Genomic DNA, 26,424 nt, shown 5'->3' with positions numbered 1-26,424 from the left:
ACCCTAGCCACGACTCCGGACACGACACCCGGGCGCCCGTCCGGCGTCCGGCCCGTCGTCCGTCCCGGGGTTCAGCCGAACACGCGCGCGGCCAGCAGCGACGGCGCCGTCAGCAGCCGGCGGGCCAGCTCCACGCGGCGGCGCTCCTGCACCGCGATCGCCTTCTCGTAGTAGCCCACGAGCTGCTCGCACAGCACCGGCCAGGTCCGGCCCTGCACCGACGCCCACGCCGCGTCGGCGAACGCGGCCCGCTTGACGTCGTCGTACACGAGGTCCGCGACGTGGCGGCGCAGCTCGTCCAGCTCGCCGGGCGGGTAGAGCCAGCCGGTGCGGGAGGCGTCCACGATGTCGAGGGGGCCGCCGCGGCCGACGGCGACGACGGGCACGCCCGAGGCCATCGCCTCCTGCAGCGTCTGGCCGAAGGTGTCGGACTCGCCGGGGTGCACGAACAGGTCCAGGCTGGCCACGTGGCGCGCGAGGTCCTCGCCCCCCTGGAAGCCGGCGAAGTGCGCGCCGGGCAGCTCCCGCTCGAGCTGTTCGCGCAGCGGCCCGGAGCCGATGACCACGAGGCGGGTGCCCGGCAGGTCCGAGAGCACCCGCAGGTCCCCGACCTGCTTCTCGTGCGCCAGCCGCCCCACGAAGCCCACGAGCTTCTCGCCGTTCGGGGCGAGCTCGGCGCGCAGCGCCTCGTCCCGCTTGGCGGGATGGAATCGGCGGGAGTCGACGCCGCGGCCCCACAGGTGCACGCGTCGCACCCCCTGGCGGTGCAGCTGCCGGACGGTGAACGACGACGGCGCGAGCGTCAGCGTGGCCATGTTGTGCAGGCGCGCCACGTGGCTCCACAGGACGTCCTCCAGCCACGGGGCGCCGTACCGGGCCGCGTAGCCGGGGACCTCGGTCTGGTAGACGGCCACGGAGGGGATGCCGAGCTCCTCGGCCGCCTGCACCGCGCGCCAGCCCAGCACGAAGGGGGAGGCGATGTGCACCACGTCCGGGGCGAAGTCGGCGAGCATGCCGCGCAGCCGGCCCACCGTGCCGGCGGCCACCCGCACGGAGGCGTACCCGCTCAGGGGCACGGAGGGCAGGGTGCGCACGGGGAAGCCCTCGACCTCGCGGGGGGCCTCACCGGCGCCCGCGCGTTGGGTCCACCCGGCGGACCACGAGGCAGCCGGGGCGACCACCATCGCCTCGTCGCCCCGCTCCCGCAGGTGGCGCAGCACCTGGAGGATGGAGTGGGTGACCCCGTTCATATGGGGCAGGAACGATTCGGCGACCACGACGACACGCACGTGGCCGACGCTAAGGACCCCGGACCACGGCCGGGACACCCGCCGACGACGGCCCGGTGACCCCGCGGTGAACTCTCGGGGCGCGTGACGGTCGTCGCACCGGCCCGCGCGGCCCGCCCCCGTCCAGGCGCCGCCCGGAGTCGGGTGGCACCATGGACGGGTGAGTTCCCGCCCCGCTGCGCCCCGTCTGCTGCGCCCCGTCCCCCTGCCGCTGTGGCTGCAGGGGGTGGTCGAGGCGCTCGTCACGGCGATGATCAGCCTGCTGGCGGTCATGGTCCCCACCCTCGCGGTGTGGGCCACGGGCGGGTTCGAGCGGCCGACCATCGAGGGCGCCGTCCAGGTGGGCGGCGTCCTGTGGCTGGCCCTGCACGCGGTGCCCGTCACCGTGGCCACGGCCATGCCCACCGCGCCGGATCACCTCATCACCGGCACGGCGTGGCTCGTGCCGTGGGGCCTGACCCTGGTCCCGCTCGCGCTGTCCTGGCGGGCCGGCCGGCGCCTGGCCCGCGCGTCCTACCGGGACCAGGCGTGGCAGGCCTTCGTGGGCGCGGTGGGGGCCTACGCCCTGGTGGGGCTGGCCGTGGCGTTCCTGCCCGGCACGGACGAGCTGACGGCCCACCCCGCCCCGGCGGCGCTGCTGCCCGCCCTGCTCTTCGGCGTCGCCGCCCTCGCGGGGGCGCGGCGCGAGGCCGGCACCTGGGCGCACCTGATCGGCCTGGACCTCACGGAGCGGATCTCGCGGCGCTCGCAGTACGAACGCTGGGCCGGCTCGTACGCGTGGTCCGTGGTGCGCGCCGCGGCCGTCGCCGTGCTCGCCCTGACGGGCCTGAACGCGCTGCTCGTGGCGGGGCGGCTGGCCGTCGAGTGGGCCGCCGTCGTCACCGTGGCCCAGGCGATCGGGGGCGGCCCGCTGGGCGGCCTGCTGCTGGCGCTGCTGCAGATCGGCTGGCTGCCCACGTTCACCGCGTGGTCGATCGCGTGGACGGCGGGCCCGGGGTTCTCCGTGGGTGCGGACAGCCTCTACTCCGTGTTCGGCGCGACGCCGGCCACCGCGCCCGCCCTCCCGGCGCTGGGTGCGCTGCCCGGGACGTGGTCGCCGTGGCAGCTGCTCCTGCTGGCCGTGCCGATCGGCGCCGGCGTCGTGGCCGGCGTGTGGCTGCTGCGGGAGGGGGAGAACCACCTCGACGACTGGCTGCACACCCGCCACGGCAGCCGCGCGGTGTCCCTGACGCTGTCCACGCTGGCCCTAGCCGTGCTCACCGGACTGCTCACGGGGCTGCTGCTGCTCGTGCCGCTGGCCCTCACCTCCGGGACGCTCGGGCTCGGCACGCTGACGGACATCGGCTCCCACGTCTGGGCGGTGTGCGCCGCCGTCGCCGGATGGGTCGCGCTGGGCTGCGCGGCCGGCTACCTCACGGCCCTGGCCGTGGCCGGGCACCGGGACGGGACGACGACGGCGCCGCGGTCCGGCGACCGTGCCTCGGGCCCGCGCGACCGGCCGTCCCCGCGCCGGGCGCGGGACTGACGCCCGCGGCTCAGGGCCGCAGCTGGGGCACCCCCGTGCGCTCCTCCACCTGACGGGTGAACTCGTCCGCGCACGCCTGCTGTGCCCGCACGGTGAGCGCGGAGGCGCCGCACTGCTCGAGCTGGACCGTCGCGTCCCACGCGAGCAGCGGCAGCGCCGCCGTCGTCATGCCCACCAGCGCCATCGCCATGCCGGCGGACGCCACCGCGCGGGGCAGTCCCGAGCGGTCGGCGCCGCGGCTCGTGACCCACACGCGCACGCCGAGCACGAGGGCGACCAGCCCCAGCGCGAGGGCGATCAGCTTCCACGGCAGCACGAGGGAGAAGGAGAGCACCATCCCCAGCAGCGCCACGGACTGCCACAGCAGGGCACGGCCGGTGCGGACGCGGCCGGGGTCCGGGGCGCCCTGCGGCGGGCGGGGCGGGGAGGAGGGAACGGGGGCGGACACCCCCTCACCCTACGATGGGCGCATGCGCATCGTTGCCCTCGTCTCCGGTTCCGGCACCAACCTGCAGGCCGTCCTCGACGCCGTCGCCTCCGGCGCCCTGGACGTGGAGATCGCCGCGGTGGGCGCCGACGTCGCCGACGCCGGCGGCCTGGAGCGCGCCCGCGCCCACGGGATCGAGACGTTCGTGGTGTCACCGAAGGACCACGCGGACCGGCGCGCGTGGGACGAGGCGCTCGCGGACGCCGTCGCCGCCTACGCGCCGGACTGGGTGGTGTGCTCCGGGTTCATGCGGATCCTGGGCGCCCCGCTGCTCGAGCGGTTCGACGGCCGCATCCTCAACACCCACCCGGCCCTGCTGCCCTCCTTCCCGGGGGCCCACGGCGTCCGGGACGCGCTGGCGCACGGGGTGAAGGTCACCGGCTGCACCGTGCACGTGGTGGACGCGGGCGTGGACACCGGCCCGATCCTCGCCCAGGCCGCGGTGCCCGTGCTGGACACGGACACCGAGGCCGAGCTGCACGAGCGCATCAAGGTCCAAGAGCGGGCCCTGCTGCTGCGCGTGCTCGGCGAGCTCAGTCGGCGCTGACCTCGAGGGCGCGGCCGCGGGTCTCCGGGGCCAGCGCCAGCATCGCCGCGCAGGCCAGGACCACGAGCCCGCCGGTGACGGCGAACGCCCCCGGCAGCCCGAGGGCGGGGACCAGCGTGCCCACGAAGAGCAGCGGGCCCAGGCCCGCGCCCACCCGCGAGGCCGCCGACGCCCAGCCGAAGCCGGAGGCGCGCAGCGTCGTCGGGTACAGCTCGGAGACGTACGTGTAGAGCACCGGGATCGCGACCTGCACCACGAAGCCGAACGCCAGCACGAGCGGCAGCACCGCGGCGGGCACGTCCAGCACGCTCGCCAGCCAGACGGTCAGGGCGCTCGCGACGACGGCGCTGACGGCCAGCAGCCAGCGGCGGCCGGTGACCTCGATCAGCGCGGTGGCCACGACCACGCCGAGCAGGCCGGCCGCGGCCATGCCGGAGGTCATGATGAAGGCGCGGCCCTCCGCGTAGCCGGCGTCGATGAGGAACGTGGGCAGCCACTGCAGCGCGATGTAGTAGACGAGCATGATGGCCACGAACAGGGCCCAGGCGATCGCGGTGATGCGCGGGGAGAACCGCCAGACCGCGGCGAGCTGCGCGCCGACGCCGCCGGAGCGGGCCGGCTCGGCCGGGGGCATCGTGTAGGGCCGGCGGGGCGCGCCGGTGGCCGCCACCATGCGGTCGATGACGGCGCGGGCCTGTGCCTCGCGGCCCCGGCTCATCAGGAACAGCGGGGACTCGGGGATGCCCAGGCGCACGACGAACACGAGCAGGGCCGGCAGGACCATGGCCAGCAGGGGCAGGCGCCAGTCGCCCCACGTGCCCACGAGCCAGGCGGAGACGAGGCCGCACAGCGCGGCGCCGACGGGCCACCAGCCGTCCATCGCGGCCAGGACGCGGCCACGCAGCCGGCGCGGGGTGAACTCGCCCACGAGCGCGTAGTCCACGGGGATCGTGCCGCCCAGGCCCATGCCGGCCACGAAGCGGAACAGCGCGAACCACAGCAGGGAGTCGGTCAGCGCGCCCGCGATCGTGAACACGGAGAAGATCGCGAGCGTCCACGCGAACGCCGCCTTGCGGCCGATGCGGTCCGCGATGGTGCCCCACAGGAACGCGCCCACGGCCATGCCGATGAGGTTGGCGGTGCCGATCCACGCGGCGTCGGCCTTGTCCAGGGCCCACTCCTCGCGCAGCAGCGGGATCATCACGCCGTTGAGCGTGACGTCCCACGCGTCGAACATGAAGCCCAGGCCGCCGATCAGGAAGATGCGGCCCTGGACGGACCAGCGCCACGGCAGCTCCTGGACGACCGCCTCACCGGTGGGCAGGGCGGCGTCGGGGGCGACGACGTCGGGCGCGGGCCCGGGGTGCGCGCCGTCGGCGCTGGGGCGGGGCGGGGTGGCGGAGGACATGGTCGGCTCCCGTTCGTCGGGTGGAGTGGGGGCGGTCCGTCACGCGGACGCCTGGGCCATTATGCGGCCCGGCCTATGCTGGGGGACGCACCCGGACCCCCTCGAAGGAGCGCCCCCTCGTGACCTCTGCCCAGCCCACCACCACCACCGTCCTGGACACGGTGCCCCTGAAGCGGGCCCTGATCTCCGTGTACGACAAGACCGGCCTCGAGGAGCTCGCCACAGGGCTCCACGCCGCGGGCGTGCAGATCGTCTCGACCGGCTCCACCGCCCAGCGCATCGCCGCCGCCGGTGTGCCCGTCACCGAGGTCGCCGAGGTCACCGGGTTCCAGGAGTGCCTGGACGGCCGCGTGAAGACGCTGCACCCGCGCGTGCACGCGGGCATCCTGGCCGACCGTCGTCGCGAGGACCACGTGACCCAGCTGCGCGAGCTCGAGGTGGAGCCGTTCGACCTCGTCGTCGTGAACCTCTACCCGTTCGTGGACACCGTGAACTCGGGCGCCGCGGAGGACGCCGTCGTCGAGCAGATCGACATCGGCGGGCCGTCCATGGTGCGCGCGGCCGCGAAGAACCACGCGTCCGTGGCGATCGTGGTGGACCCGGCCCGCTACGGCGAGGTGGTCCAGGCCGCGCAGTCCGGCGGCTTCGACCTGCGCGCCCGCCGGCGCCTGGCCGCCCTGGCCTTCGCCCACACCGCCGGGTACGACAACGCCGTGGCCGCCTGGACCGCCGCCCACTTCGGCGAGGACACGGACGCGGACGAGATCCCCGTGTTCCCGCCCTACGCCGGCTTCTCCCTCGAGCGCGCGCAGATCCTGCGCTACGGCGAGAACCCGCACCAGCCCGCGGCGCTGTACCTGGACTCCTCGGCGGCCCCCGGCATCGCGCAGGCCGAGCTGCTGCACGGCAAGCCGATGAGCTACAACAACTACGTGGACGCCGACGCCGCGGTGCGCGCCGCCTTCGACCACCCGGTCCCGGCCGTGGCGATCGTCAAGCACGCCAACCCGTGCGGCCTGGCCGTCACGGATGAGGGCACGGACATCGCGCAGGCGCACGCCAAGGCCCACGCGTGCGACCCGGTCTCCGCGTTCGGCGGCGTGATCGCGGCCAACCGCCCGGTCACCGCCGCCATGGCCGCCCAGGTGAAGGACGTGTTCACGGAGGTCGTCGTGGCCCCGGCGTTCGAGCCCGAGGCCCTGGAGATCCTCTCCGCCAAGAAGAACCTGCGTCTGCTGAGCCTGCCCGAGGGCTTCCTGCGGGATGCGGTGGAGGCCAAGCAGGTCTCGGGCGGCATGCTGCTGCAGATCGCGGACGCGGTGGACGCGGACGGCGACGACCCGGCCACCTGGACCCTCGCCGCCGGCCCGGCCGCCGACGAGGCCGTCCTGGCCGACCTGGCCTTCGCGTGGCGCGCCGTGCGCGCGGCCAAGTCCAACGCCGTGCTGCTGGCCCACGACGGCGCCACGGTCGGCGTGGGCATGGGCCAGGTCAACCGCCTCGACTCCTGCCGCCTGGCCGTCGAGCGCGCCAACACCCTGGGCGCCGCGCAGACCGGCGGGCAGGACGTGAGCAGCGCCGGCGGCGCGGAGAACGTCTCCGGGGAGGGCGCCCCCGAGCGGGCCCGCGGGTCCGTGGCCGCCTCGGACGCGTTCTTCCCGTTCGCGGACGGGCTGCAGATCCTCATCGACGCCGGCGTGAAGGCCGTCGTCCAGCCGGGCGGCTCCGTCCGGGACGAGGAGGTCGTGGCCGCGGCCGAGGCCGCCGGCGTGAGCCTGTACCTGACCGGGGCGCGCCACTTCTTCCACGGCTGAGCGCGGCGCGCCGCTGCCGGACGGGGGCCCGGACCGGGCCCCGCGACCCCCAGGAGGTGACGAGGCGATGACCCGCCGCGAGGTCGAGAGCGTCGAGGACCGCATCCGTGAGCACCTGCGCAGGGACGACCTCGACAGCGCGGTCGAGCTGCTGCGCGCGCTGTCCCCGGGCGACGCGCTCGACCTCCTGGACCGCTCCGAGCCGCGCATGGCCCCGATGCTGTTCCGCCTCCTGGACAAGACGACGGCGGTCCACGTCTTCGCGGCGATGGAGACGGGCCAGCAGTCCGACCTGGTGCGCAAGCTCCAGGACGGTCAGGTCCAGGACCTCTTCGCCGAGCTGCGGGTCTCGGGCCAGGCCCGGCTGCTCGACGAGATGCCGGCCACCGTGGCCCGCAAGATGCTCGCCGGGCTCGACGCGGAGGCGAGCGGCAAGGCCGGCCGGCTCCTGGGCTACCCGGCGGACTCGGTGGGACGGCGGCTGCGCATGGCGCCCGTGCGCCTGCGCGAGGACTGGACCGTGTCCACCGCGCTCGAGAACCTCCGGGAGCACGGGGGGCAGGAGCAGGCCGCCATCGTCTCCGTGCCGGTGGTCAGTCCCCAGGCGCGTCTGACGGGCGTCGTCGACGTCTCCGTGCTGGTCACACAGCCGCTCGATGCGCGAGTCTCGGAGATCATGCGGGAACCGGTGTCCGCCGTCGCCACCGAGGACGCCGAGGAGGTGGCCCGGCTCTGCGCGGACCGCCGTCTGTGGACCGTGCCGGTGACGGACTCGGAGGGTCGCCTGATCGGGGTGTTCACGGTGGCCGACGCCCTCGAGGTCCTCGACGAGGGGTCGACCGAGGACTCCGCCCGCGCCGGCGGCGTGGAGCCGCTGGGTCGTCCCTACCTGGCGACCTCCGTCCTGGCGCTGATGCGCTCGCGCATCACGTGGCTGCTCGTGCTCGCGATCGGCGCCACCCTCACCGTGCAGGTGCTCGGCGTCTTCGAGGACACGCTCGAGGAGATGGTCGTCCTCTCCCTGTTCATCCCGCTGATCATCGGCACCGGCGGCAACACGGGCAACCAGGCGGCCACCACGGTCACCCGGGCGCTCGCCCTCGACGACGTCCGGCCCCGCGACGCGCCGCGCGTGATGTTCCGCGAGCTGCGCGTCGGCATGGCCCTGGGCGGGTGCATCGGCCTGCTGGGCCTCGTGCTCGCCGGGTTCGTGTTCTCGTGGCCCGTCGGTCTCGTGATCGGGGCGACGCTGTTCACCGTGTGTGCCTTCGCCGCCACCGTCGGCGGTCTCATGCCGTTGGCGGCCCGCACGATCGGCGCCGACCCCGCCGTGTTCTCGAACCCGTTCATCTCGACGCTCGTGGACGCCCTCGGCCTGGTCGTCTACTTCTTCATCGCCCAGGCCGTGCTCGGCATCTGAGCCGGCCACGGTCCACGCCGCCCTGCCCGCCTCGGCGAGGCGTTCCGGGGCGGGCCCGCCGGACCGGCCGTGCCGCCGTCGTCGGGGGGCGCCCCCGCCGACCCGACGCCCCCCTGGTACCCGGGCGACCCCGCCCGGCCCGGCGAGGGCACCGGCGACGGCCGGGGGCGCTGACGCCGAGCCACACACGGTGTGGCGCGTCCGAGGCGCCGGGTAGATTGGCGGGGAGTCACCCGTTCCCTGCCGACGAGGGCCGCGTCTCGAGTGCGGCCAGAAGGAGAGATCATCCGCATGTCGAAGATCATCTACACGCTCACGGACGAGGCCCCCATGCTGGCCACCGCGTCGCTGCTGCCGATCGTGCGTGCCTACGCGGGCACCGCCGGCGTGGAGCTGGAGACCCGTGACATCTCGCTGGCCGGCCGCATCCTCGCCGCGTTCAAGGACGTCCTGCCCGAGGACCAGCGCACCGCGGACGCCCTCGCCGAGCTCGGCGAGTTCGTGAAGTCCCCCGAGGCGAACGTCATCAAGCTGCCGAACATCTCCGCCTCCGTGCCGCAGCTGCGCGCCGCGATCAAGGAGCTGCAGGCGGACGGCTACGCGCTGCCGGAGTACCCGGACGAGCCGAAGACCGACGAGGAGAAGGACGCGAAGGCGCGCTACGACTCGGTCAAGGGCTCCGCCGTGAACCCGGTGCTGCGCGAGGGCAACTCGGACCGCCGCGCTCCGAAGGCCGTGAAGGCGTACGCCAAGCGCTTCCCCCACTCGATGGGCGAGTGGACCCCGGACTCCAAGACCGCCGTCGCCACCATGGGCGCGGACGACTTCCGAGCCAACGAGCAATCCGTGACCCTGCCGACCGCCGACGTGCTGACGATCGAGTTCACCGGCGAGGACGGGAAGACCACCGTGCTCAAGGAGGGCCTGAAGGTCCTCAAGGGCGAGGTCGTGGACGGCACGTTCATGTCCGCCAAGGCCCTGGACGCGTTCCTCGCCGAGCAGGTCAAGCGCGCCAAGGAGGAGGGCATCCTCTTCTCCGCACACCTGAAGGCCACCATGATGAAGGTCTCCGACCCGGTGATCTTCGGCCACGTCGTGAAGGCCTACTTCTCCGAGCTGTTCGAGAAGTACGGCGAGCAGCTGGCCGCCGCCGGCCTGTCCGCGAACAACGGCCTCGCCGCGATCGAGGGCGGCCTGGACAAGCTCGACGCCGAGACCGCCGAGGGTGTGCGCGCCGCCATCGCCGCCGCCTACGAGAACGGCCCGGACGTGGCCATGGTGAACTCCGCCAAGGGCATCACCAACCTCCACGTGCCCTCCGACGTGATCGTGGACGCCTCCATGCCCGCCATGATCCGCACCTCCGGCCGCATGTGGAACAAGGACGACCAGACCCAGGACACCCTGGCCGTCATCCCGGACTCCTCCTACGCCGGCGTCTACCAGGCCGTGATCGACGACTGCAAGGCCAACGGCGCCTACGACCCCACCACCATGGGCACCGTCCCGAACGTGGGCCTCATGGCGCAGAAGGCCGAGGAGTACGGCTCGCACGACAAGACGTTCATCATGGACGCCGCGGGCACCGTGGCCGTGAAGAACTCCGCCGGGGAGACCCTGCTCTCCCACGACGTCGAGGCCGGCGACATCTGGCGCGCCTGCCAGACCAAGGACGTCCCGGTGCGCGACTGGGTGAAGCTGGCCGTGACCCGCGCCCGCGCGTCCCAGACCCCGGCCGTGTTCTGGCTGGACGAGACCCGCGCCCACGACCGCGAGCTCATCAAGAAGGTCGAGGAGTACCTCAAGGAACACGACACCGAGGGCCTGGATCTGCGCATCCTCTCCCCGGTGGAGGCCACCAAGCTCTCGGTGGAGCGCATCCGCCGCGGCGAGGACACCATCTCCGTGACCGGCAACGTGCTGCGTGACTACAACACGGACCTGTTCCCGATCCTCGAGCTGGGCACCTCCGCGAAGATGCTCTCGGTCGTCCCGCTGCTCAACGGCGGCGGCCTGTTCGAGACCGGTGCGGGCGGCTCCGCGCCGAAGCACGTGCAGCAGCTGGTGGAGGAGAACCACCTGCGCTGGGACTCCCTGGGTGAGTTCCTCGCGCTGGCCGTGTCCTTCGAGCACGAGGCGGTCGCGAACGAGAACCACCGCGCGCGGGTCCTGGCGGACACCCTGGACGCCGCCACCGGCACCCTGCTGATCGAGGGCAAGTCCCCGAAGCGCAAGGTCGGCGAGCTGGACAACCGCGGCAGCCACTTCTACCTGGCGCTGTACTGGGCCCGCGAGCTGGCGAAGCAGACCGAGGACGCCGAGCTGGCGGCCGCGGCGAAGCCGATCGCCGAGGAGCTGGGGGCCCAGGAGGAGACCATCCTGGCCGAGCTCAACGGCGTGCAGGGTTCCCCGGTGGACCTGGGCGGCTACTACGCGCCGGATATGGAGAAGGTCACCTCGGTGATGCGTCCGTCCGCGACGCTCAACGCGATCGTGGACAAGCTCTCCGTCTGAGCATCTGAGCGCCTGGGGCCGGGTCGCGTGCGTGGAGCGCGCGGCCCGGCCCCTTCTCGTTCCCCGGCGCCCGACGCCGGCCCCCGCCCACCCGAGACGGCTCCCCGCCCGCAACGCGGGTTGAGTTGTCACGGGTGTGCGTGCCCCGGACCCGTGACAACTCAACCGACGTTGCCGTGGGGAGGGGGTGGTCAGCCCGCGTGGGCCGCCTCGTGGGCCAGCAGGGCCTGCTTCGCGGCGGTGCCGTAGAGGTAGTGGCCGGCGGCGCCGTCGGCGCGCACCACGCGGTGGCAGGGCACGACGACGGCCACCAGGTTGGCGGCGCACGCCCCGCCGGCGGCACGCACGGCCCGCGGGGCCCCGCACCGCTCGGCCAGGCCGCCGTAGGTGGCGGGGGAGCCGGGGGCGATGCCGCGCAGCTCCCGCCACGCCCGCTGCCGGAACGCGGTGCCCGGCTGGGCGACGTCGAGGGCGTCCAGCGCGGCCACGTCCCCCGCGGCGTAGGCGGCCAGGGCGTCGGCGACGGGCTGGGACGCACCCGGACGCGGCTCCACGGGGCGCGGGTTCATCTCGCGGTCGGCGGTCTCCGGGTCCAGGGCCACGAGCCGGTCCATGAGCGTCTCGAGGAGGCGCCCGATCGCGGCGGCGGGGGGCTCCGAGTCCCCCGGCACGGCCACGCCGGAGGCGCGCACCGTCTGGTCCTCGGGGGAGAAGACGGCCACGAGGGTCAGCTCGGTGGCGGGCAGGGCGGCGGCGGTCCAGCGCAGCTCGGGAAGCAGGTCCATCCCCTCATTGTCCTGCACGGCCCGGCCCGGACAGGTGTTCGCCCGTCCGCTCCCTGTGTCAGGCTGGCGTCCATGACCGAGATCACCGTCTTCGAGCACCGCACCCTCCTGCGCCACCCGCGTGAGGTCGTCTTCCGCTGGCTGGAGAACCCCGGCGCGCTGGAGCGGCTCACCCCGCCCTTCGCCGGCGAGGTGGTCCAGGGACCCACGGACGGCCTCCGCGTGGGCTCCGAGTCGCGGCTGCGCATCCAGGCCCCGGGGGCGGCCGGCCTGTTCGCCGGCGCGGCCCATGGGATGCTCACGGGCCTGCTGCCGGACGCCGTCGCCTCCCGCCTCCCCGGTGGGGCCGCGCCCGCGGTGCCGTGGCGAGCCCGCCACACGGCCTACGAGGAGGGCCGCATGTTCCGGGATGAGATGGTCTCCGGCCCCCTCGCCTCCTGGCGGCACACCCACCTGCTCGATGACGCCGCGCCCGGTGAGGCGGACACGGCGGACGGCCGGCGCGGCACGGTCGTGACGGACCACATCGAGTACGCCCTGCCGGGGGAGTCCCTGATGTCCCGCGTGCCCGCTCTGGGCACCGCGGCCTCGCGCCGCACCCACGAGGCCTTCGAGGCGGAGCTGGGCCGCCAGTTCGCCTACCGCGCCCGCGTGATGGCCGACGACCTGGACTTCCACGCCGCCCACCCCGGCCCCCTCGTCGGCGGGCCGGCCCGCACGGTCGCTGTGACGGGGGCCGGCGGACTGATCGGCCGGCAGCTCTGTGCCCTGCTCACCACCGGCGGCCACCGCGTCATCCGGCTCGTGCGGAGCCCGAAGAAGGCCGACGCGCTGGACGCGGCGCTGTGGGACCCCGGCCGGGAGACCGTGGATGAGGACGCCCTGGCCGAGGCCGACGTCGTCGTGAACCTGGCGGGCGAGCCCATCGCCGGCCGGTTCTCGGACGCGCACAAGGAGGCCGTGCACGACTCGCGCGTCCGCGGCACGCGCACCCTCGTGGACGCGCTCGCCCGGATTGCCGCACGGGAGGGGGACGACGCGCGGGTGCGGGCACTCGTGAACGGCTCGGCGATCGGGTACTACGGGGCGGACGCGGGCACGGGCCCGTTCGGCAGCGGCCTCGTCGAGGATCTGGAGCCCGGGGACGACTTCCTCGCCGAGGTCGTCGCGGACTGGGAGGCCGAGGCCCGACGCGCCGAGACGTCCGGCATCCGGGTGGCGATGCTGCGGACCGGCGTGGTCCTGAGCCCGGCCGGGGGCATGCTGCAGCAGGTGCTGCCGCTGTTCCTCGCGGGGCTCGGCGGCCCGGTCGCGACCTCGGGCGGGGAGAGCCACGACGGCAGCCCGTGGCTGAGCTGGATCGGCGCGGATGACATCGCGGGGGCCTTCGCCCACGCGGTGCTCGACGACGGCGTCACCGGCCCGGTCAACGCGGTGGCGCCCGAGCCGGTCACGGCGAAGGAGTTCGCCACCGTGCTCGGGCGGGTGCTGCGCCGGCCCGCTCTCATCCCGGTGCCCGAGGCCGGGCCGCGCCTGCTGCTGGGCGAGGAGGGCCGGGTGGAGACCGTCGCGGCGGACCAGAAGGTCGTGGCGGACCGGCTGGTCTCCTCCGGCTACGAGATGCGCGACCCCGAACTGGAGGGCGCGTTGCGCCACGTCCTCGGGCGGTGACGGGGGTGGGGGCAGCGTCCCACGGGGACGCTGCCCCCGCGGGTCGTCAGTCCTGCAGCGCGCCGGTCTCCCGGATGAGCTGGCCCAGCGCGGTGAACGCGTCGCGGGCCAGCGCCTCCCACAGGGCCAGGGCCAGCTGGGGGAAGCCCTCCTGGAGCGCGACCATCACCTGGGCGGTGAGGACTCGCGCCGTGACCGGCCCGCGCGCGCGGACGGTGGAGGGCTGGCGGCCGGGCTGGCCCAGGGCCATCTCGCCGAACGTCATCCCCGGGGTGAGCAGGGTGCGGCGCACGCGGCGGCTGCCCGTGCCCTGACCCGAGAGCTCCACGGTGCCGGAGACGATCACGTAGATGCCGCCGAACGGCTGGCCGGCGCGACGGATGATCTGGCCGTCCGCGTAGACCCGCTCGTCCATCATGGACTCGAGCAGGCGCGCGTCGTCCGCGGAGAGGTGCTGCAGCAGGGGTGCCACGGCCGCCTCCTGGGCGTCCCGCGGCAGCAGGTGGGGGGCGTGGCGGGAGAGCAGCCGCTGCTCGGCCCACTGGGCGGCCCGCGAGCGGGAGTCGAAGAACACGAACTGTGCGCCCTCGGCGGCGGGATCCACCCCCTCGGCCTCATCCTGCAGCGGCTCGGGCAGGTCCACCTCCACGGACTCCTCGACGGCCGCCATCAGCTCCTTCATCTCCGCGGCGTCCCTGTCCACGACGACGACGTCGAGCCCGTTGCCCAGCGCGCGGGCGAACCACTGGGCCACCAGCAGCCGGGCCGGACGGGAGATGGAGCTGACCGAGCGCATGTCCACCACGAGCGTCTCGAGGACCTCGGGCAGACCACGGCTGACGCGGGCGATCGCGTCCACCTGGCTGAAGCCGAGGTGACCGCCCAGCTCCATGACGTGCACGGTGTCCGCGAACCGCCCGAGCGCCTCGAGGACGACGGCGCTGCGCACCGTGCCCGAAGGCGCCTGATCGATCCGGTAGTGGGTGCGCAGGGCCGCCCGCGGGGAGCCGGTGACCACCGACGGGTGCAGCTCGAAGTCCTCGACGAGGGTCCGCAGGGCGGCCATCGCCGCGGCGCCGAGCCCGTTCTCGTCCGTCGTGTCCGACTGCAGCGCCAGACCGAGGTGGCCCGGCACCACCACGAGCACCGTGCCGCCGCGCGTCGACGCCCAGCCGGGCTGGCCGACGTCGTATGCCCACCGGGAGTCCCGGGTGTCCATGCCGCAGGAGTCCATCACGGAGAGCACACCGCGGACCGTCTCCTCGCTCAGCACACGGTCCCCGGTGACGGGGTGGACACCGCCGTGCGCGAGGGTGCCGGCGAGCAGGGCGAGGTCCTCCACGGTCACGGCGGCGGCACGCACCGTGGCGATGTCCTCGAGCAGCGTCTCGGGGTCGGCGTCCAGGGTGTCGAGGGACTTCATCAGCCACGCAGCCGACCGGGTGTGATGCTGGGCGCGGTTCTCCGCACGCGCGGCCGACTCCGTGACGGTGACCTCGCGGTCGAACAGTGCGGAGAGCAGCTGCATCATGCGCGCGGTGCGGTCGCGGCCACCGCGGCCCTTCACCAGGGAGGCCGTGGCCACCGCGCCCGCGTTCTGGAGCGGGTTGTGCGGCAGGCCCGTGACGGCGTCCACCTCGACCCGATGGTCCAGGTCGCGCACGGGGGCGGCTCCCACGCGCTCGCCCACCCGCACCGCGCCGAGGTCCTCGAGGGCCTGCGCGTGGAACAGGGGAGAGGCGAGCGTGGCCAGGGGCACGGCCGTCATGGATCCGGAGACGTAGCGGTGCCCGTCCACCATGAGCATCGCGACGCCCAGCCCGTCCGGGACCTCCCCCTCACCCGCGTGGGCCGACGTGAGGCGATCGAGGTGCTCCTGGACGGGTGTGGTCATGGGTCACAGCCTAGTCAGTGGGGCGGCCCCGGGACAGCGCGACGGAGGCGGGCACAATGGGTCCCGATGCCCACCCCCGTCGATCCCGTCTCCGTCCCCGCCTGCCTCTCCGCCGCTCTGGGCCGCCTCAGCACCGGCCTGACGTTCGCCGCCGCCCTGCCCGAGCTCGAAGACGCACTGGACGCGCGCGGGGCGGCCGTCGTCGAGGCGCCCCCGGGCACGGGCAAGACCACCGTGGTCCCGCCCGCGCTCGCGGTCCGGCTCGCGGACCACGGCGGCGGGCGCGTCCTGGTCACGCAGCCGCGGCGGGTCGCGGTGCGCGCGGCCTGGCGGCGGCTGCGCACGGCGGTGCTGGCCGCCGCGGCCGACGTGCTGCCCGGCGCCGACCCCGACGCGCAGGCTCGGCTCGCGGACGCCGCCGTCGGGTACGCCGTGCGCGGCGACGCGGTGGGCGGCGGGGCCTCGGCCGTCGAGTTCGTGACCCCGGGCCTGCTGCTGCGCCGCCTCCTCGCCGACCCCGGGCTCGATGGCGTGGACGCGGTGGTCCTGGACGAGGTCCACGAGCGGGATCTGGACACGGACGTGCTCTTCGCCCTCCTCGCCGACCTGCGGCAGCTGCGCCCCGAACTCGTGCTCGTGGCCATGTCCGCGACCGTGGACGCGGCGGCCCTGGCCGCCCGCTGGGCCCGCGGCATGGGGGAGGAGGCGCCCCTGCCCGTGGTCTCCACCCCGGCCGTGCTGCACCCGCTGCGCGAGGAGCACGCCCCGTTCCGCGGCCACCGCCTCACCGCCGAGGGCCGCGTGGACCGGGCCTTCCTCGACCACGTCGCGGCCACGGCCGCGCGCGCCCACGCCGAAGCGCTCGACGCCGACCCGTCCGTGGACGCCCTCGTCTTCCTGCCCGGGGTGGCCGAGGTCGAGGCGGTCGCGGGGCGCGTCGCCGCGCTCGCCCCGGACACCGAGGTCCGCGTCCTGCACGGCCGCCAGGAACCCGCCGACCAGGACGCCGCGCTCGCCGGCCGCGCCGACCCCGCCGTGCCGCGCGTCGTCGTCGCGACGGCGGTCGCCGAGTCCTCGCTGACCGTGCCGGGGGTGCGCCTCGTGATCGACTCGGGCCTGGCCCGCGAGCCGCGCCGGGACCGGGGGCGGGGCATGGCCGGGCTCGTCACCGTCCAGGCCTCGCGCGCGGCCGCCGGCCAGCGGGCGGGCCGCGCCGCCCGCCTCGGCCCCGGCACCGTGGTCCGCTGTCACACCGCCGCGGCCCTGGGCACCGCGCCCGCAGCCCCGACGCCGGCCCTCGCCGTCGTCGACCTCGCGCCGGTGGCCCTGGCGTTCACGGCGTGGGGCGCCCCGGGCGGCCGCGGGCTGACCCTGCCCGAGGATCCGCCGGCCGACGCGATGGCCGCCGCCGAGCGCACGCTCGCCTCCCTCGACGCGGTGGACGCGGACGGGCGCATCACCCCGCACGGCGCCGTCCTGGCCGAGCTGCCCCTGGACCCGCCGCTCGGCCACGCCCTCCTGCGCGCGGCACTGTGGACGGGGCCCCGCCCCGCGGCCGAGGCGACGGCGGCCCTCGCCCTGGACCTGCGCGCCCCCGGGGCCGACCTCGAGGCGCTGGTCGCGTCCGTGCGGGACGGCCGGCACCCGGAGGCAGGGCGCTGGCGTCGGGAGGCGGACCGACTGGAACGACTCGCCCGTCGGCACGCGCACCACTCCCTGGAGACGAGAGCGCCGGGAGAGCCCGGGCCCGAGGCGACGGCGGCCGCGCGCCGGCACCCCGCCGGCCTCGTGTCCGCCCTAGCCTTCCCCGCGTGGATCGCCCGACGCGCGGGGGAGGCGGGCGCGTACCTGCTCGCCTCCGGCACCCGCGCGGCCCTGCCCCGCGACGCCGCCGGCGGCGGCCTGGCGGGGCAGGAGTGGCTGGCCGTGGCCGAGGTCGCCCGTGTGGCCGGGGACGCGGCCGGCACGGGTGCCGCGATCCGCGCGACCGCGCCGATCGACCGGACGCTCGCCGAGCTCGCCGGCGCGGGCCTGCGGCGCACCGAGGACACCGCCGACTGGCGCGGGGACCGGCTCACCGGCCGCCGCGTGGACCGGCTGGGCGCGCTCGTGCTGGCGGAGACGCCGGCCCCCGTCGCCCCCGACGCCGCCGCGCAGGCCGTGCGCGCCGCACTCGCCGCCGACGGCCTCGCCCGGTTCGACCCGAGCGGTCGGACCGAACGCCTGCGCCGCCGGGTGCACCTGCTCCACCGCGTCCTCGGCGCCCCGTGGCCGGACCTCTCGGACGCGGCGCTGCCCGGCCTGGACGCGCTGGTCGACGGGCTTGCGGCCGACCTGGCCGCGGGGCGGTCCCTCGCACGCCTGGACGCCGAGGCGCTGCTGCGCGGCGCCCTGCCCTGGCCGGAGGCGGGCCGGCTGGACGAGCTCGCCCCCGAGCGCCTGCCCGTGCCGAGCGGGCGCGCCGTCGTCGTGGACTATCCGGCCGTCCACGAGGACACCCCGCCCGTGGTCGCCGCCAAGCTGCAGGAGTTCTTCGGGGCGCGTGTCACCCCCGCTGTCGCGGACGGTCGTGAGCCGGTGGTCCTGCACCTGCTCTCCCCGGCAGGTCGCCCGCTCGCCGTGACCGCCGACCTGCCCTCCTTCTGGGCCGGCCCCTACGCGCAGGTCCGCGCTGAGAACCGGGGGCGCTACCCCAAGCACCCGTGGCCCGAGGATCCCGCCGCCGCGGAGCCGACCGCCCGGACGAACCGCCGCGCCCGCTGAGAAAGGGGTCCGCGAAACGTGCAGGAATCGCTGTGATGCGTGATGATGGCCGTCACATCCGACTCGCATCGATTGAGGTTCCACTTGTGAGACACGACACGCGGGCACGTCAACGGCGCCGGGCCACGCTGGCCGGCGCCGTCGCCGCGGGCGCGCTGATCCTGGCCGGGTGTGCTCCGGCCGAGCAGACGCCCACCCTGACCTGGTACACCAACCCCGACGACGGCGGGCAGGCGAAGATCGCCGCCCAGTGCACCGACGCCGCGAACGGCCGGTACAGAGTCGAGACGTCCATGCTTCCGACGGACGCCGCCTCCCAGCGCGAGCAGCTGACCCGCCGCCTCGCCGCGGGCGACACGTCGATGGACATCATGTCCCTCGACCCGCCGTTCGTCCCCGAGCTCGCCGAGCCCGGCTTCCTGGCCCCCGTGCCGGAGGAGATGCAGGCCTACGCGAAGGACAACGCCCTGGAGGGCGCGCTCGCGGCCGCCAGCTGGAAGGACGAGCTCGTCACGGTCCCGTTCTGGGCCAACACGCAGCTGCTCTGGTACCGCAAGTCGGTCGCCGAGGCCGCGGGGCTGGACATGTCCCAGCCCGTCACGTGGGACCAGCTGATCGAGGCCGCCCGCAGCCAGGACAAGGACCTGGCCGTCCAGGGCGCCCGTGCGGAGTCCATGACCGTGTGGCTCAACGCGCTCATCGAGGGCGGCGGGGAGCAGATCGTCCCCAACGCCGAGGCGCCCACGGACGAGGTCACCACGAACCTCGACTCCGAGGCCGGCCGCACGGCCGCCCGGATCATCTCCACGATCGGCAAGGAGGGTCTCGGCAGCGCCGGCCTGCCGACGCAGGACGAGAACGCCTCCATGCTGCTCTTCCAGGGCAAGAACGGCTCGTTCATGGTCAACTGGCCGTTCGTCTGGCCGGCCACCCTCGGCTCCGTGGAGGAGGGCTCGCTGCCGGAGGACCTGCCCGAGGACATCGGCTGGGCCGTCTACCCCCGCACCGTCGAGGGCAAGGACGCCGCGCCGCCCGTGGGCGGCATCAACCTGGGGGTGGGCGCGAAGTCCGAGCACCAGGACCTCGCCTGGGACGCGATCTCCTGCATCACCACCACCGAGCACCAGAGCCAGTACTTCGTCGAGAACGGCAACCCGCCCGCCGACCCGGCGGCCTACGACGCCCCCGAGGTCGCCGAGAAGTACCCCATGGCGGACACCATCCGGGAGTCCCTCGAACTCGGCGCCCCGCGGCCGCAGACCCCGTACTACAACGAGGTCTCCACCGCGATCCAGCAGCGCTACGCGCCGCCGTCGGGCGTCTCCGAGTCCACCCCGGCCGAGACCGACGACTTCATCCAGGAAGTCCTGAGAGGGGAGCGTCTGCTGTGAGCCACGTCGACACCGCACCCGCCGCATCCACCCCGCGCGCCGCCGAGGGTCGTCGCCCCCGCCGGGTGAAGTCCCAGCGCGCGAAGTCCGAGGCGCGTCTCGGCTGGCTCCTGGCCGGCCCCGCGTTCTTCGTGATGCTGTTCGTGGTCCTGTACCCGATCCTGCAGGCCCTCTACGACTCGCTGTTCACGTACCGGCTCACCGCGCCGGGCGACCGCGAGTTCGTGGGCCTGGGCAACTACGGCGTGATCCTCACGGACCCCGTGTTCTGGAAGGGCCTCGGGGTGACCCTGCTGATCACCGTGGTGACCGTGGTGGTCGAGCTCATCCTCGGCTTCCTGCTGGCCCTGGCCATGCACCACGCCATCAAGCAGACCCGCGGCCTGATCCGCACGATCATCCTGGTGCCGTACGGCATCATCACCGTGGTCTCCGCGTTCGCGTGGTTCTACATGTTCTCGATCGACTCGGGCTACATCAACGCCTGGTTCGAGTGGCTGCCGGGCGTCGACGCGGACCTGAACTGGTTCGCGCAGGGCAGCACCGCGCTGTTCGTGATCATGCTCTCCGAGATCTGGAAGACCACCCCGTTCATCTCCCTGCTCCTGCTGGCCGGCCTGGCCCAGGTGCCGGGCGACCTCACCGAGGCCGCCTCCGTCGACGGCGCCTCGTGGTGGCAGCGGATGAAGCTGGTCATCCTGCCGAACATGAAGGCCTCGATCATGGTGGCCGTCCTGTTCCGCGCGATGGACGCGTTCCGCATCTTCGACTCCATCTACATCATGACCAACGGCGCCTACGGCACCGAGGTCCTCTCGCTGCTGGCCTACCGCACGTCCATCGGCCGGCTCGAGATCGGCATGGGTTCGGCGGTCTCCGTGATCCTGTTCCTGTGCGTGGCCCTCATGGCGGTCATCGCCGTCAAGGGCTTCAAGGTGGACCTGGCCGACCGAGGAGGTTCCAAGTGAGCACCGCCGCATCCGCTCCCGCCCCCGAGGGCCGCTCGCCTGAGGGCCGCGCGCCCCACCGTCGCGGCACCGGGAAGGCCACCGCACTGTGGTGGATCCTCACCGTCGTGATCGGCGTGTGGTGCCTCTTCCCGCTGTTCTCGATCTTCGCGACCAGCTTCAAGACGCCCGCCGACCTCTCCAACGGCAAGCTGCTGCCCACCCAGTGGTCCACGGTGAACTACGAGGAGATCTTCGTGGGCGGCTCGCGCGAGCTGTTCCTCACGGCGCTGCGCAACTCGATCGGCATCACCGTGATCGCCACGATCATCGCCGTCACCCTGGCCACGCTGTGCGCCTACGCGATCGCCCGCCTGGACTTCCCGGGCAAGCGGATCGTGCTCACGGTGTCCCTGATGGTCTCGATGTTCCCCGTCATCTCCCTGGTGACGCCGCTGTTCAACATGTGGCGCACCCTCGGGCTGTACGACACGTGGGTCGGCCTGATCATCCCCTACCTGTCCCTGACCCTGCCGATCTCCATCTGGACCCTGGCCGCGTTCTTCCGCCAGATCCCGTGGGAGCTCGACCAGGCCGCGCAGGTGGACGGCGCCACCCCGCTCGAGGCGTTCCGCAAGGTGATCGTCCCGCTGGCCGCCCCCGGCGTCTTCACGACGGCGATCATCGCCTTCTTCATCGCCTGGAACGACTTCGTGTTCGGCATCTCCCTGACCTCCACCGAGACCGCGCGCACCGTGCCCGCCGCCCTGGCCTTCTTCACCGGCGCCTCGCAGTTCGAGTCGCCGACCGGGGCCATCTCGGCGGCCGCGATCATCGTGACCATCCCGATCGTGATCCTGGTGCTGGCGTTCCAGCGTCAGATCGTGGCCGGCCTGACCAACGGCGCGGTGAAGGGCTGAGGCCCGCACACGAGACCTCCTGAAAGGACCCCCCGATGGCCTCCATCACCCTGAACCACATCGACAAGACCTACGACGACGGCTTCCACGCCATCAAGGACGTGAACCTGGAGATCGAGGACGGCGAGTTCGTCATCCTCGTGGGCCCCTCCGGCTCCGGCAAGTCCACGCTGCTGCGCATGATCGTGGGCCTCGAGGACATCACCGACGGCGAGATGCTGATCGACGGCCGCCGCGTGAACGAGGCGGCCCCCAAGGACCGCAACCTCGCGATGGTGTTCCAGAACTACGCGCTGTACCCGCACCTGACGGTGTACGAGAACATCGCCTTCCCGCTGCGGCTGATCAAGGACAACAAGCCCTCCGAGGAGGAGATCGACCGCAAGGTGCGCGACGCCGCCCGCGTGCTCGAGCTCGAGGACCACCTCGAGCGCAAGCCCGGCAACCTCTCCGGCGGCCAGCGTCAGCGTGTGGCCATGGGCCGGGCGATCGTGCGCGAGGCGGACGCGTTCCTCTTCGACGAGCCGCTGTCCAACCTGGACGCCAAGCTGCGCGGGCAGATGCGCGCGGAGATCTCGCAGCTGCAGCGCCGCCTGGCCACGACCTCCGTCTACGTGACGCACGACCAGACCGAGGCCATGACCCTGGGCGACCGGGTGGCCGTGCTCAAGAAGGGCGAGCTGCAGCAGGTGGCCAGCCCGCGCGAGCTCTACGAGCAGCCGCTCAACCTGTTCGTGGCCGGCTTCATCGGCTCGCCGTCGATGAACTTCCTGCCCGCCTCGCTGAAGCAGAAGGAGGGCGGCCACGTGCTGTCCTCGCCGATCGGTGACATCCCGGTGCCGCCCGAGAAGGCCCGCGCCGCCGAGGGGCGGGACATCGTGTTCCTCGGCCTGCGGCCGGAGTTCTTCGAGGACGCCGAGCTGGTGGAGGACAGCCGCCGCGACCGGGGCTCCACCTTCGACGCGACGCTCACGCACCTGGAGTGGCTGGGCCACGAGCAGTACGGCTACATCGAGTTCGAGCCGGACCCGGCCGTGGCCGAGATGCTCTCCGCGCTGGCCAAGGACCTGGATGCGGATGAGCTGCGCCCCGTCGTCGTGGCCACCCTCTCCGGCGAGTCCCGCGCCCGGCCGGGCACGCCGACCCGCCTGTGGGTGGACACCACGCGGGTGCACCTGTTCGACCCGACGACCGGTGAGAACCTCACCCGCGACCCGGAGGTCGGCGCCGAGCTGACCCGCCGGGCCGGCGAGGAGCGCCGCCGCCAGATCGAGATGGCGGCCGAGCGTGACGCCGCCGAGCACGAGGCGGACGCGCCGCGCCGCTGAGCCGGCGCCGCGGGACGCCGGGGGCGGGTCAGTATCCGCCCTCGGCGTCCACCAGGCCCTCCAGCTCCGTCCCGGCCGCGCGGGCCCGCAGGTTCCGCTCGACCCGCGCGTGGAGCAGCGGGACGCACATCTCCGGGGTGTCCGCCGTGTGCGGCGTGATGAGGGCGCGCTCCTCGGTCCAGAGCGGGTGGCCGTCCGGGAGGGGCTCGGGGTCGGTGACGTCCGTGCCGTAGCCGTGCAGCCGGCCCGCCGCGAGGGTCTGGACGACGGCGTCCGTGTCCACCAGCGCCCCGCGGGCGACGTTCACGAGCACGGCGTCCTCGTCCAGGAGGGCGAGGCGGTCGGCGTCGAACATGCCGCGGGTCTCCTCGGTGGCCGCCGCGGCGATCATCACGACCTGCGCGCCGGGCAGGACCTCGTCGAGGCGGTCGGTCGTGACGGTGCGGTCCGCGCCGGGCACGTCGCCCGCGCGTCGGCGGACCGCGGTGACGTGCACGTCCCAGGTCTTGAGCAGGCGGATGTACTCCTGTGCGATCCCGCCGCCGCCCACGACCACGGCGGTCAGGCCGTTCAGGGTGCGACCGGAGGAGGGGCCCCATGTGGTGGCGCGGACGCGCGCGGGCAGGTCCCGCAGCAGGGCCAGGGTGAGCAGCAGCGCGTGTTCGGCCACCGGCGGCGCGTACGTGCCCTTGGCGGACGTCCACACGATGTCCGGGCGGCTGCGCACGAGGGGGACGAACGGCTCGATCCCGGCGAACGGGAGCTGCACCCAGCTCACGTGGGGGTGGGCGGCCAGGGCCGCGGCGAGCGCATCGACCGGGATCGGGCGGACCATCAGCAGGGCCGTGGCGGAGGTGTCGCCCTCGGCCACGGCGGCGCCGCCGACGTCGGCCACGGCCTGCTCGGCCAGCCGACGGGCGTGGGCGTAGGGGGTGCCGGCGACGTCCTGCGCCGCGGGGAGGACGAGCAGGCGCTCGGGGACGTCGTCGGGTCGGGTGCGGGGGAGAGCGGAAGTGGTGGGCATGGTGCCCACCGTCCCACATCCTCCGGGCCCGCTTCAGCCGGCGACGGCGTCCCGGTGCGCGGCGGACAGCCGCAGGTAGGTGGCCGCGTTCTTCTTGAGGCCCTCCCGCTCCTCGTCCGTGAGGGGGCGGCGGACCTTCGCGGGGACGCCCGCCACGAGCGAGCCGGCCGGGACCTGCGTCCCCTCGAGCACCAGGGCGCCGGCGGCCACGAGCGAACCGGCGCCGATGACCGCGCCGTTCATCACCGTGGCGGACATGCCGATCAGGCAGTCGTCCTCCACGGTGGCCCCGTGCACCACGGCGGAGTGGCCCACGGAGACACCGGCGCCCAGGGTGCACGGGAAGCCCTCGTCCGCGTGCAGCACCACGTTGTCCTGCAGGTTGGTGCCCGCCCCGACGCGGATGGGGGCGGAGTCACCGCGGGCGGAGACGCCGTAGAAGGCCGAGGAGCGCTCGGCCATCTCGACGTCGCCGGTGATCGCGGCGGTCGGGGCGAGGAAGACGGACTCGTGGATGCGCGGGGTGGCACCCGCGACGGTGATGATGTGGGCCATGCCACCAGCCTAGGTGTTGTGGGTCATGAGGTTCTTGACACGAGGCACGGGCTGAGATGAGACGAGCGGGCTCCGCCCCGCAGGATGGGAATTGCGACATCCACTCATCCGCGGAAGGAAGCCCGCTCGTGACTCACGCTAACGCACCTCTGACCCCCACCGGCCGGCTGCGCATGGTCCACCGCCACCTGAACGACGGGATCCCGCAGTCCCACGTGGCCGCGGAGTTCCGCGTCAGTCGGCCCACGGTGGCCACCTGGGTCGCCCGCTACCGTGCCGAAGGCGAGGCAGGACTGCAAGACCGCTCGAGCCGGCCCCATCGCTCACCTGCCCGGCTCGACCCCGCGATCGTGGCCGAGCTGGAGGCCCTGCGCCGGGCCGAGAAGTGGTCCGCCCGGCGCATCCATCACCATCTGGTCGGCGAGGGCCACCAGGTGTGTCTTCGCACCGTGGGGCGATGGCTGCACCGGGCCGGGATCTCCCGCCTACGGGACCTGACCCCAGCCGGAGAAGACCTCCGCCGGCAGCCGGCCCGGAGGATCACCGCGAGGGGGCCAGGGCACATGGTGCACCTGGACGTGAAGAAGATCGGACGCATCCCTGAAGGGGGAGGCTGGCGCGCCCACGGAAGAGACAGTGAGGCAGGGCGTGCTTCCAAGCGGGGGTCTGGCCAGCGGGTCGGCTACACCTACCTGCACTCGGCGATCGACGGGTTCACCCGCCTGGCGTACACGGAGGCGCTGGAGGATGAGCGGGCGGTGACCACGATCGGGTTCTACTGCCGGGCCCGCGCGTTCTTCGCCGCTCACGGCATCACCGTGGACCGGGTGGTCACGGACAACGGGAACAACTACCGGGCCGTGGACTTCACCCGGAAGGTGGTCTCTCTCGGGGGCCGGCATCACCGGATCCGCCCCTACACCCCGCGCCATAACGGGAAGGTCGAGCGGTACAACCGGCTGATGGTCGACGAGGTCCTCTACGCCCGCCCGTACTCCTCAGAGCGGGCTCGGCGTGAGGCCCTGCAGGTGTGGGTGAATCACTACAACTACCATCGGCCGCATACCTCCTGCGGAGAGGCTCCTCCGGCCTCGTTGGCCCCGGTGCGTGTCAACAACGTCATGCCCTCCTACACCTAGGCGGGCAGGACGACGGCGCCGCGTGGCGCCGTCGTCCCGGGCTCAGCTGAAGACGACGGTCCGCCGGCCGTCCGCGAGGACGCGGTGCTGGGCGTGCCAGCGCACGGCCTGCGCGAGCGTGGAGCCCTCGACGTCGCGGCCGCGGGCCACGAAGTCGGCGGCGGTCTGGGCGTGGGTCACCGGCTGCACGGACTGCGCGATGATCGGGCCCTCGTCCAGGTCGGCGGTCACGTAGTGGGCGGTGGCGCCGATGAGCTTCACGCCGCGTTCGTGCGCCTGGTGGTAGGGGCGGGCGCCCTTGAAGGAGGGCAGGAACGAGTGGTGGATGTTGATGGCCATCCCGGCCAGGTCCCGGCACAGCTCGTCCGAGAGGATCTGCATGTAGCGGGCCAGGACCACCAGCTCGATGTCGAACTGGGCGATCAGATCGCGCAGCCGGTCCTCCGCGGCCTCCTTGGAGTCCCGGCTCGAGGGGTCCTTCGAGACGGGCACGTGGATGAAGGGCACGCCGTAGAAGGAGGCGAGCGGCTGCAGGTCCAGGTGGTTCGAGACCACCACGGGGATCTCGATGGGCAGGGTGCCGGCGCGCTGCTGGAAGAGCAGGTCGTTGAGGGTGTGCCCGTCCTTGGAGCACATCACGAGGGTGCGCATGCGCTGCGCCGCGTCCCACAGGCCCATGCGCATGCCGAACTCCTCGCGCACCGGCGCGAGCGCCTGCTCGATGTCCTCCCGCGTGGCCGGGGTCACGAACTCCACGCGCATGAAGAAGTCGCCGGTGTCCGGGGAGTCGTACTGCTGCGACTCGGTGATGTCCGCCTCCACGCCCAGCAGGGCGCCCGTCACGGCGTGCACGATGCCCTTGCGGTTCGTGCAGGCCAGCGTGAGCACGCGGGCGTGCTCCGCGCCGGAGGCGGGGGAGGGGCTGGGGGAGAGGGCTGCCGTGTCCATGGCGTCGATGGTAGGCGGTGCCGGCCGCGCGGAACCGCGGGATGACGGGGCTGAT

At 74.0% G+C, this 26,424-nt stretch carries 20 protein-coding genes; 12 read left to right on the top strand and 8 right to left on the bottom strand.

Annotated elements, in window-relative coordinates; translation table 11 throughout:
* Positions 1-71: 71 nt before the first annotated feature.
* Complete coding sequence (locus tag HDA34_RS04945) at positions 72-1,289, bottom strand: glycosyltransferase family 4 protein (protein WP_041102988.1); 1,218 nt, start codon at positions 1,287-1,289, stop codon at positions 72-74.
* 160 nt (positions 1,290-1,449) lie between these two features.
* Here HDA34_RS04945 and HDA34_RS04940 point away from each other — a divergent pair, with 160 nt between their 5' ends.
* Positions 1,450-2,814, top strand: coding sequence for a cell division protein PerM (locus HDA34_RS04940; RefSeq protein WP_230594448.1), 1,365 nt, complete (start codon positions 1,450-1,452; stop codon positions 2,812-2,814).
* A gap of 10 nt (positions 2,815-2,824) precedes the next feature.
* Here the strand turns inward: HDA34_RS04940 and HDA34_RS04935 are convergent, their stop codons facing one another.
* The gene (locus HDA34_RS04935) at positions 2,825-3,262 is read right to left on the bottom strand and encodes a hypothetical protein (protein ID WP_020621608.1); all 438 of its coding nucleotides are present in this window, start codon (positions 3,260-3,262) and stop codon (positions 2,825-2,827) included.
* Between the two features lie 22 nt (positions 3,263-3,284).
* Between HDA34_RS04935 and purN the strand changes: the two genes are divergently transcribed.
* Entirely contained in the window at positions 3,285-3,848 is a 564-nt protein-coding gene (purN, locus tag HDA34_RS04930) for a phosphoribosylglycinamide formyltransferase (RefSeq protein WP_041102979.1), read from the top strand.
* On the opposite strand, the gene HDA34_RS04925 is transcribed toward purN, so the two are convergent.
* Positions 3,835-5,256 carry an MFS transporter gene (locus tag HDA34_RS04925; RefSeq protein WP_041102977.1) on the bottom strand — a complete coding sequence of 474 codons (1,422 nt, stop codon included), beginning with the start codon at positions 5,254-5,256 and terminating at the stop codon, positions 3,835-3,837. The two genes, purN and HDA34_RS04925, sit on opposite strands and share 14 nt — an antisense overlap.
* A gap of 119 nt (positions 5,257-5,375) precedes the next feature.
* Between HDA34_RS04925 and purH the strand changes: the two genes are divergently transcribed.
* From purH to HDA34_RS04910, 3 genes are all read left to right on the top strand, one after another.
* The gene (purH, locus tag HDA34_RS04920; protein ID WP_061866952.1) at positions 5,376-7,070 is read left to right on the top strand and encodes a bifunctional phosphoribosylaminoimidazolecarboxamide formyltransferase/IMP cyclohydrolase; all 1,695 of its coding nucleotides are present in this window, start codon (positions 5,376-5,378) and stop codon (positions 7,068-7,070) included.
* A 67-nt stretch (positions 7,071-7,137) separates the two neighbouring features.
* Entirely contained in the window at positions 7,138-8,490 is a 1,353-nt protein-coding gene (gene mgtE / locus HDA34_RS04915; protein WP_061866951.1) for a magnesium transporter, read from the top strand.
* Positions 8,491-8,781: 291 nt separating this feature from the next.
* Positions 8,782-11,004, top strand: coding sequence for an NADP-dependent isocitrate dehydrogenase (locus HDA34_RS04910; RefSeq protein WP_134377450.1), 2,223 nt, complete (start codon positions 8,782-8,784; stop codon positions 11,002-11,004).
* A gap of 191 nt (positions 11,005-11,195) precedes the next feature.
* Here HDA34_RS04910 and HDA34_RS04905 read toward each other — a convergent pair whose 3' ends face one another.
* The gene (locus HDA34_RS04905) at positions 11,196-11,789 is read right to left on the bottom strand and encodes a methylated-DNA--[protein]-cysteine S-methyltransferase (protein WP_101962408.1); all 594 of its coding nucleotides are present in this window, start codon (positions 11,787-11,789) and stop codon (positions 11,196-11,198) included.
* Positions 11,790-11,861: 72 nt separating this feature from the next.
* Here HDA34_RS04905 and HDA34_RS04900 point away from each other — a divergent pair, with 72 nt between their 5' ends.
* Positions 11,862-13,460, top strand: coding sequence for a TIGR01777 family oxidoreductase (locus tag HDA34_RS04900; RefSeq protein WP_061873229.1), 1,599 nt, complete (start codon positions 11,862-11,864; stop codon positions 13,458-13,460).
* A gap of 46 nt (positions 13,461-13,506) precedes the next feature.
* Here the strand turns inward: HDA34_RS04900 and HDA34_RS04895 are convergent, their stop codons facing one another.
* Positions 13,507-15,354, bottom strand: a complete 1,848-nt coding sequence (locus HDA34_RS04895) for a glutaminase (RefSeq protein ID WP_134377449.1) — start codon at positions 15,352-15,354, stop codon at positions 13,507-13,509.
* Positions 15,355-15,420: 66 nt separating this feature from the next.
* Between HDA34_RS04895 and HDA34_RS04890 the strand changes: the two genes are divergently transcribed.
* The 5 genes from HDA34_RS04890 (at position 15,421) to HDA34_RS04870 (ending at position 22,703) form a co-directional block, all read left to right on the top strand.
* The gene (locus tag HDA34_RS04890) at positions 15,421-18,117 is read left to right on the top strand and encodes an ATP-dependent helicase C-terminal domain-containing protein (protein WP_061866948.1); all 2,697 of its coding nucleotides are present in this window, start codon (positions 15,421-15,423) and stop codon (positions 18,115-18,117) included.
* Between the two features lie 86 nt (positions 18,118-18,203).
* Positions 18,204-19,508, top strand: a complete 1,305-nt coding sequence (locus HDA34_RS04885) for an extracellular solute-binding protein (protein ID WP_060974376.1) — start codon at positions 18,204-18,206, stop codon at positions 19,506-19,508.
* Positions 19,505-20,476 (top strand): carbohydrate ABC transporter permease, encoded by a 972-nt coding sequence (locus tag HDA34_RS04880; protein WP_036381993.1) that lies wholly within the window; start codon positions 19,505-19,507, stop codon positions 20,474-20,476. Before HDA34_RS04885 ends, HDA34_RS04880 begins: the two co-directional genes overlap by 4 nt.
* On the top strand, positions 20,473-21,375 hold the full coding sequence (locus HDA34_RS04875) for a carbohydrate ABC transporter permease (RefSeq protein ID WP_129866962.1): 903 nt from the start codon (positions 20,473-20,475) through the stop codon (positions 21,373-21,375). Before HDA34_RS04880 ends, HDA34_RS04875 begins: the two co-directional genes overlap by 4 nt.
* Before the next feature lie 35 nt (positions 21,376-21,410).
* On the top strand, positions 21,411-22,703 hold the full coding sequence (locus tag HDA34_RS04870) for an ABC transporter ATP-binding protein (RefSeq protein ID WP_041102958.1): 1,293 nt from the start codon (positions 21,411-21,413) through the stop codon (positions 22,701-22,703).
* A 28-nt stretch (positions 22,704-22,731) separates the two neighbouring features.
* Here the strand turns inward: HDA34_RS04870 and HDA34_RS04865 are convergent, their stop codons facing one another.
* A complete protein-coding gene (locus tag HDA34_RS04865) occupies positions 22,732-23,727 on the bottom strand; it encodes a D-isomer specific 2-hydroxyacid dehydrogenase family protein (protein ID WP_220482126.1) in 996 nt (331 codons plus the stop codon).
* A 33-nt stretch (positions 23,728-23,760) separates the two neighbouring features.
* Entirely contained in the window at positions 23,761-24,282 is a 522-nt protein-coding gene (locus HDA34_RS04860) for a gamma carbonic anhydrase family protein (RefSeq protein WP_036314590.1), read from the bottom strand.
* 128 nt (positions 24,283-24,410) lie between these two features.
* On the opposite strand from HDA34_RS04860, the gene HDA34_RS04855 reads away from it, so the two are divergent.
* A complete protein-coding gene (locus HDA34_RS04855) occupies positions 24,411-25,421 on the top strand; it encodes an IS481 family transposase (RefSeq protein ID WP_144786657.1) in 1,011 nt (336 codons plus the stop codon).
* A 42-nt stretch (positions 25,422-25,463) separates the two neighbouring features.
* On the opposite strand, the gene purU is transcribed toward HDA34_RS04855, so the two are convergent.
* Positions 25,464-26,369, bottom strand: a complete 906-nt coding sequence (gene purU / locus HDA34_RS04850) for a formyltetrahydrofolate deformylase (protein WP_036314586.1) — start codon at positions 26,367-26,369, stop codon at positions 25,464-25,466.
* Between the last annotated feature and the right edge of the window lie 55 nt (positions 26,370-26,424).

This window comes from Micrococcus luteus (genome assembly GCF_014138885.1).
GTDB lineage: Bacteria > Actinomycetota > Actinomycetes > Actinomycetales > Micrococcaceae > Micrococcus > Micrococcus luteus.
This window is presented reverse-complemented; position numbering and strand designations above follow the sequence as displayed.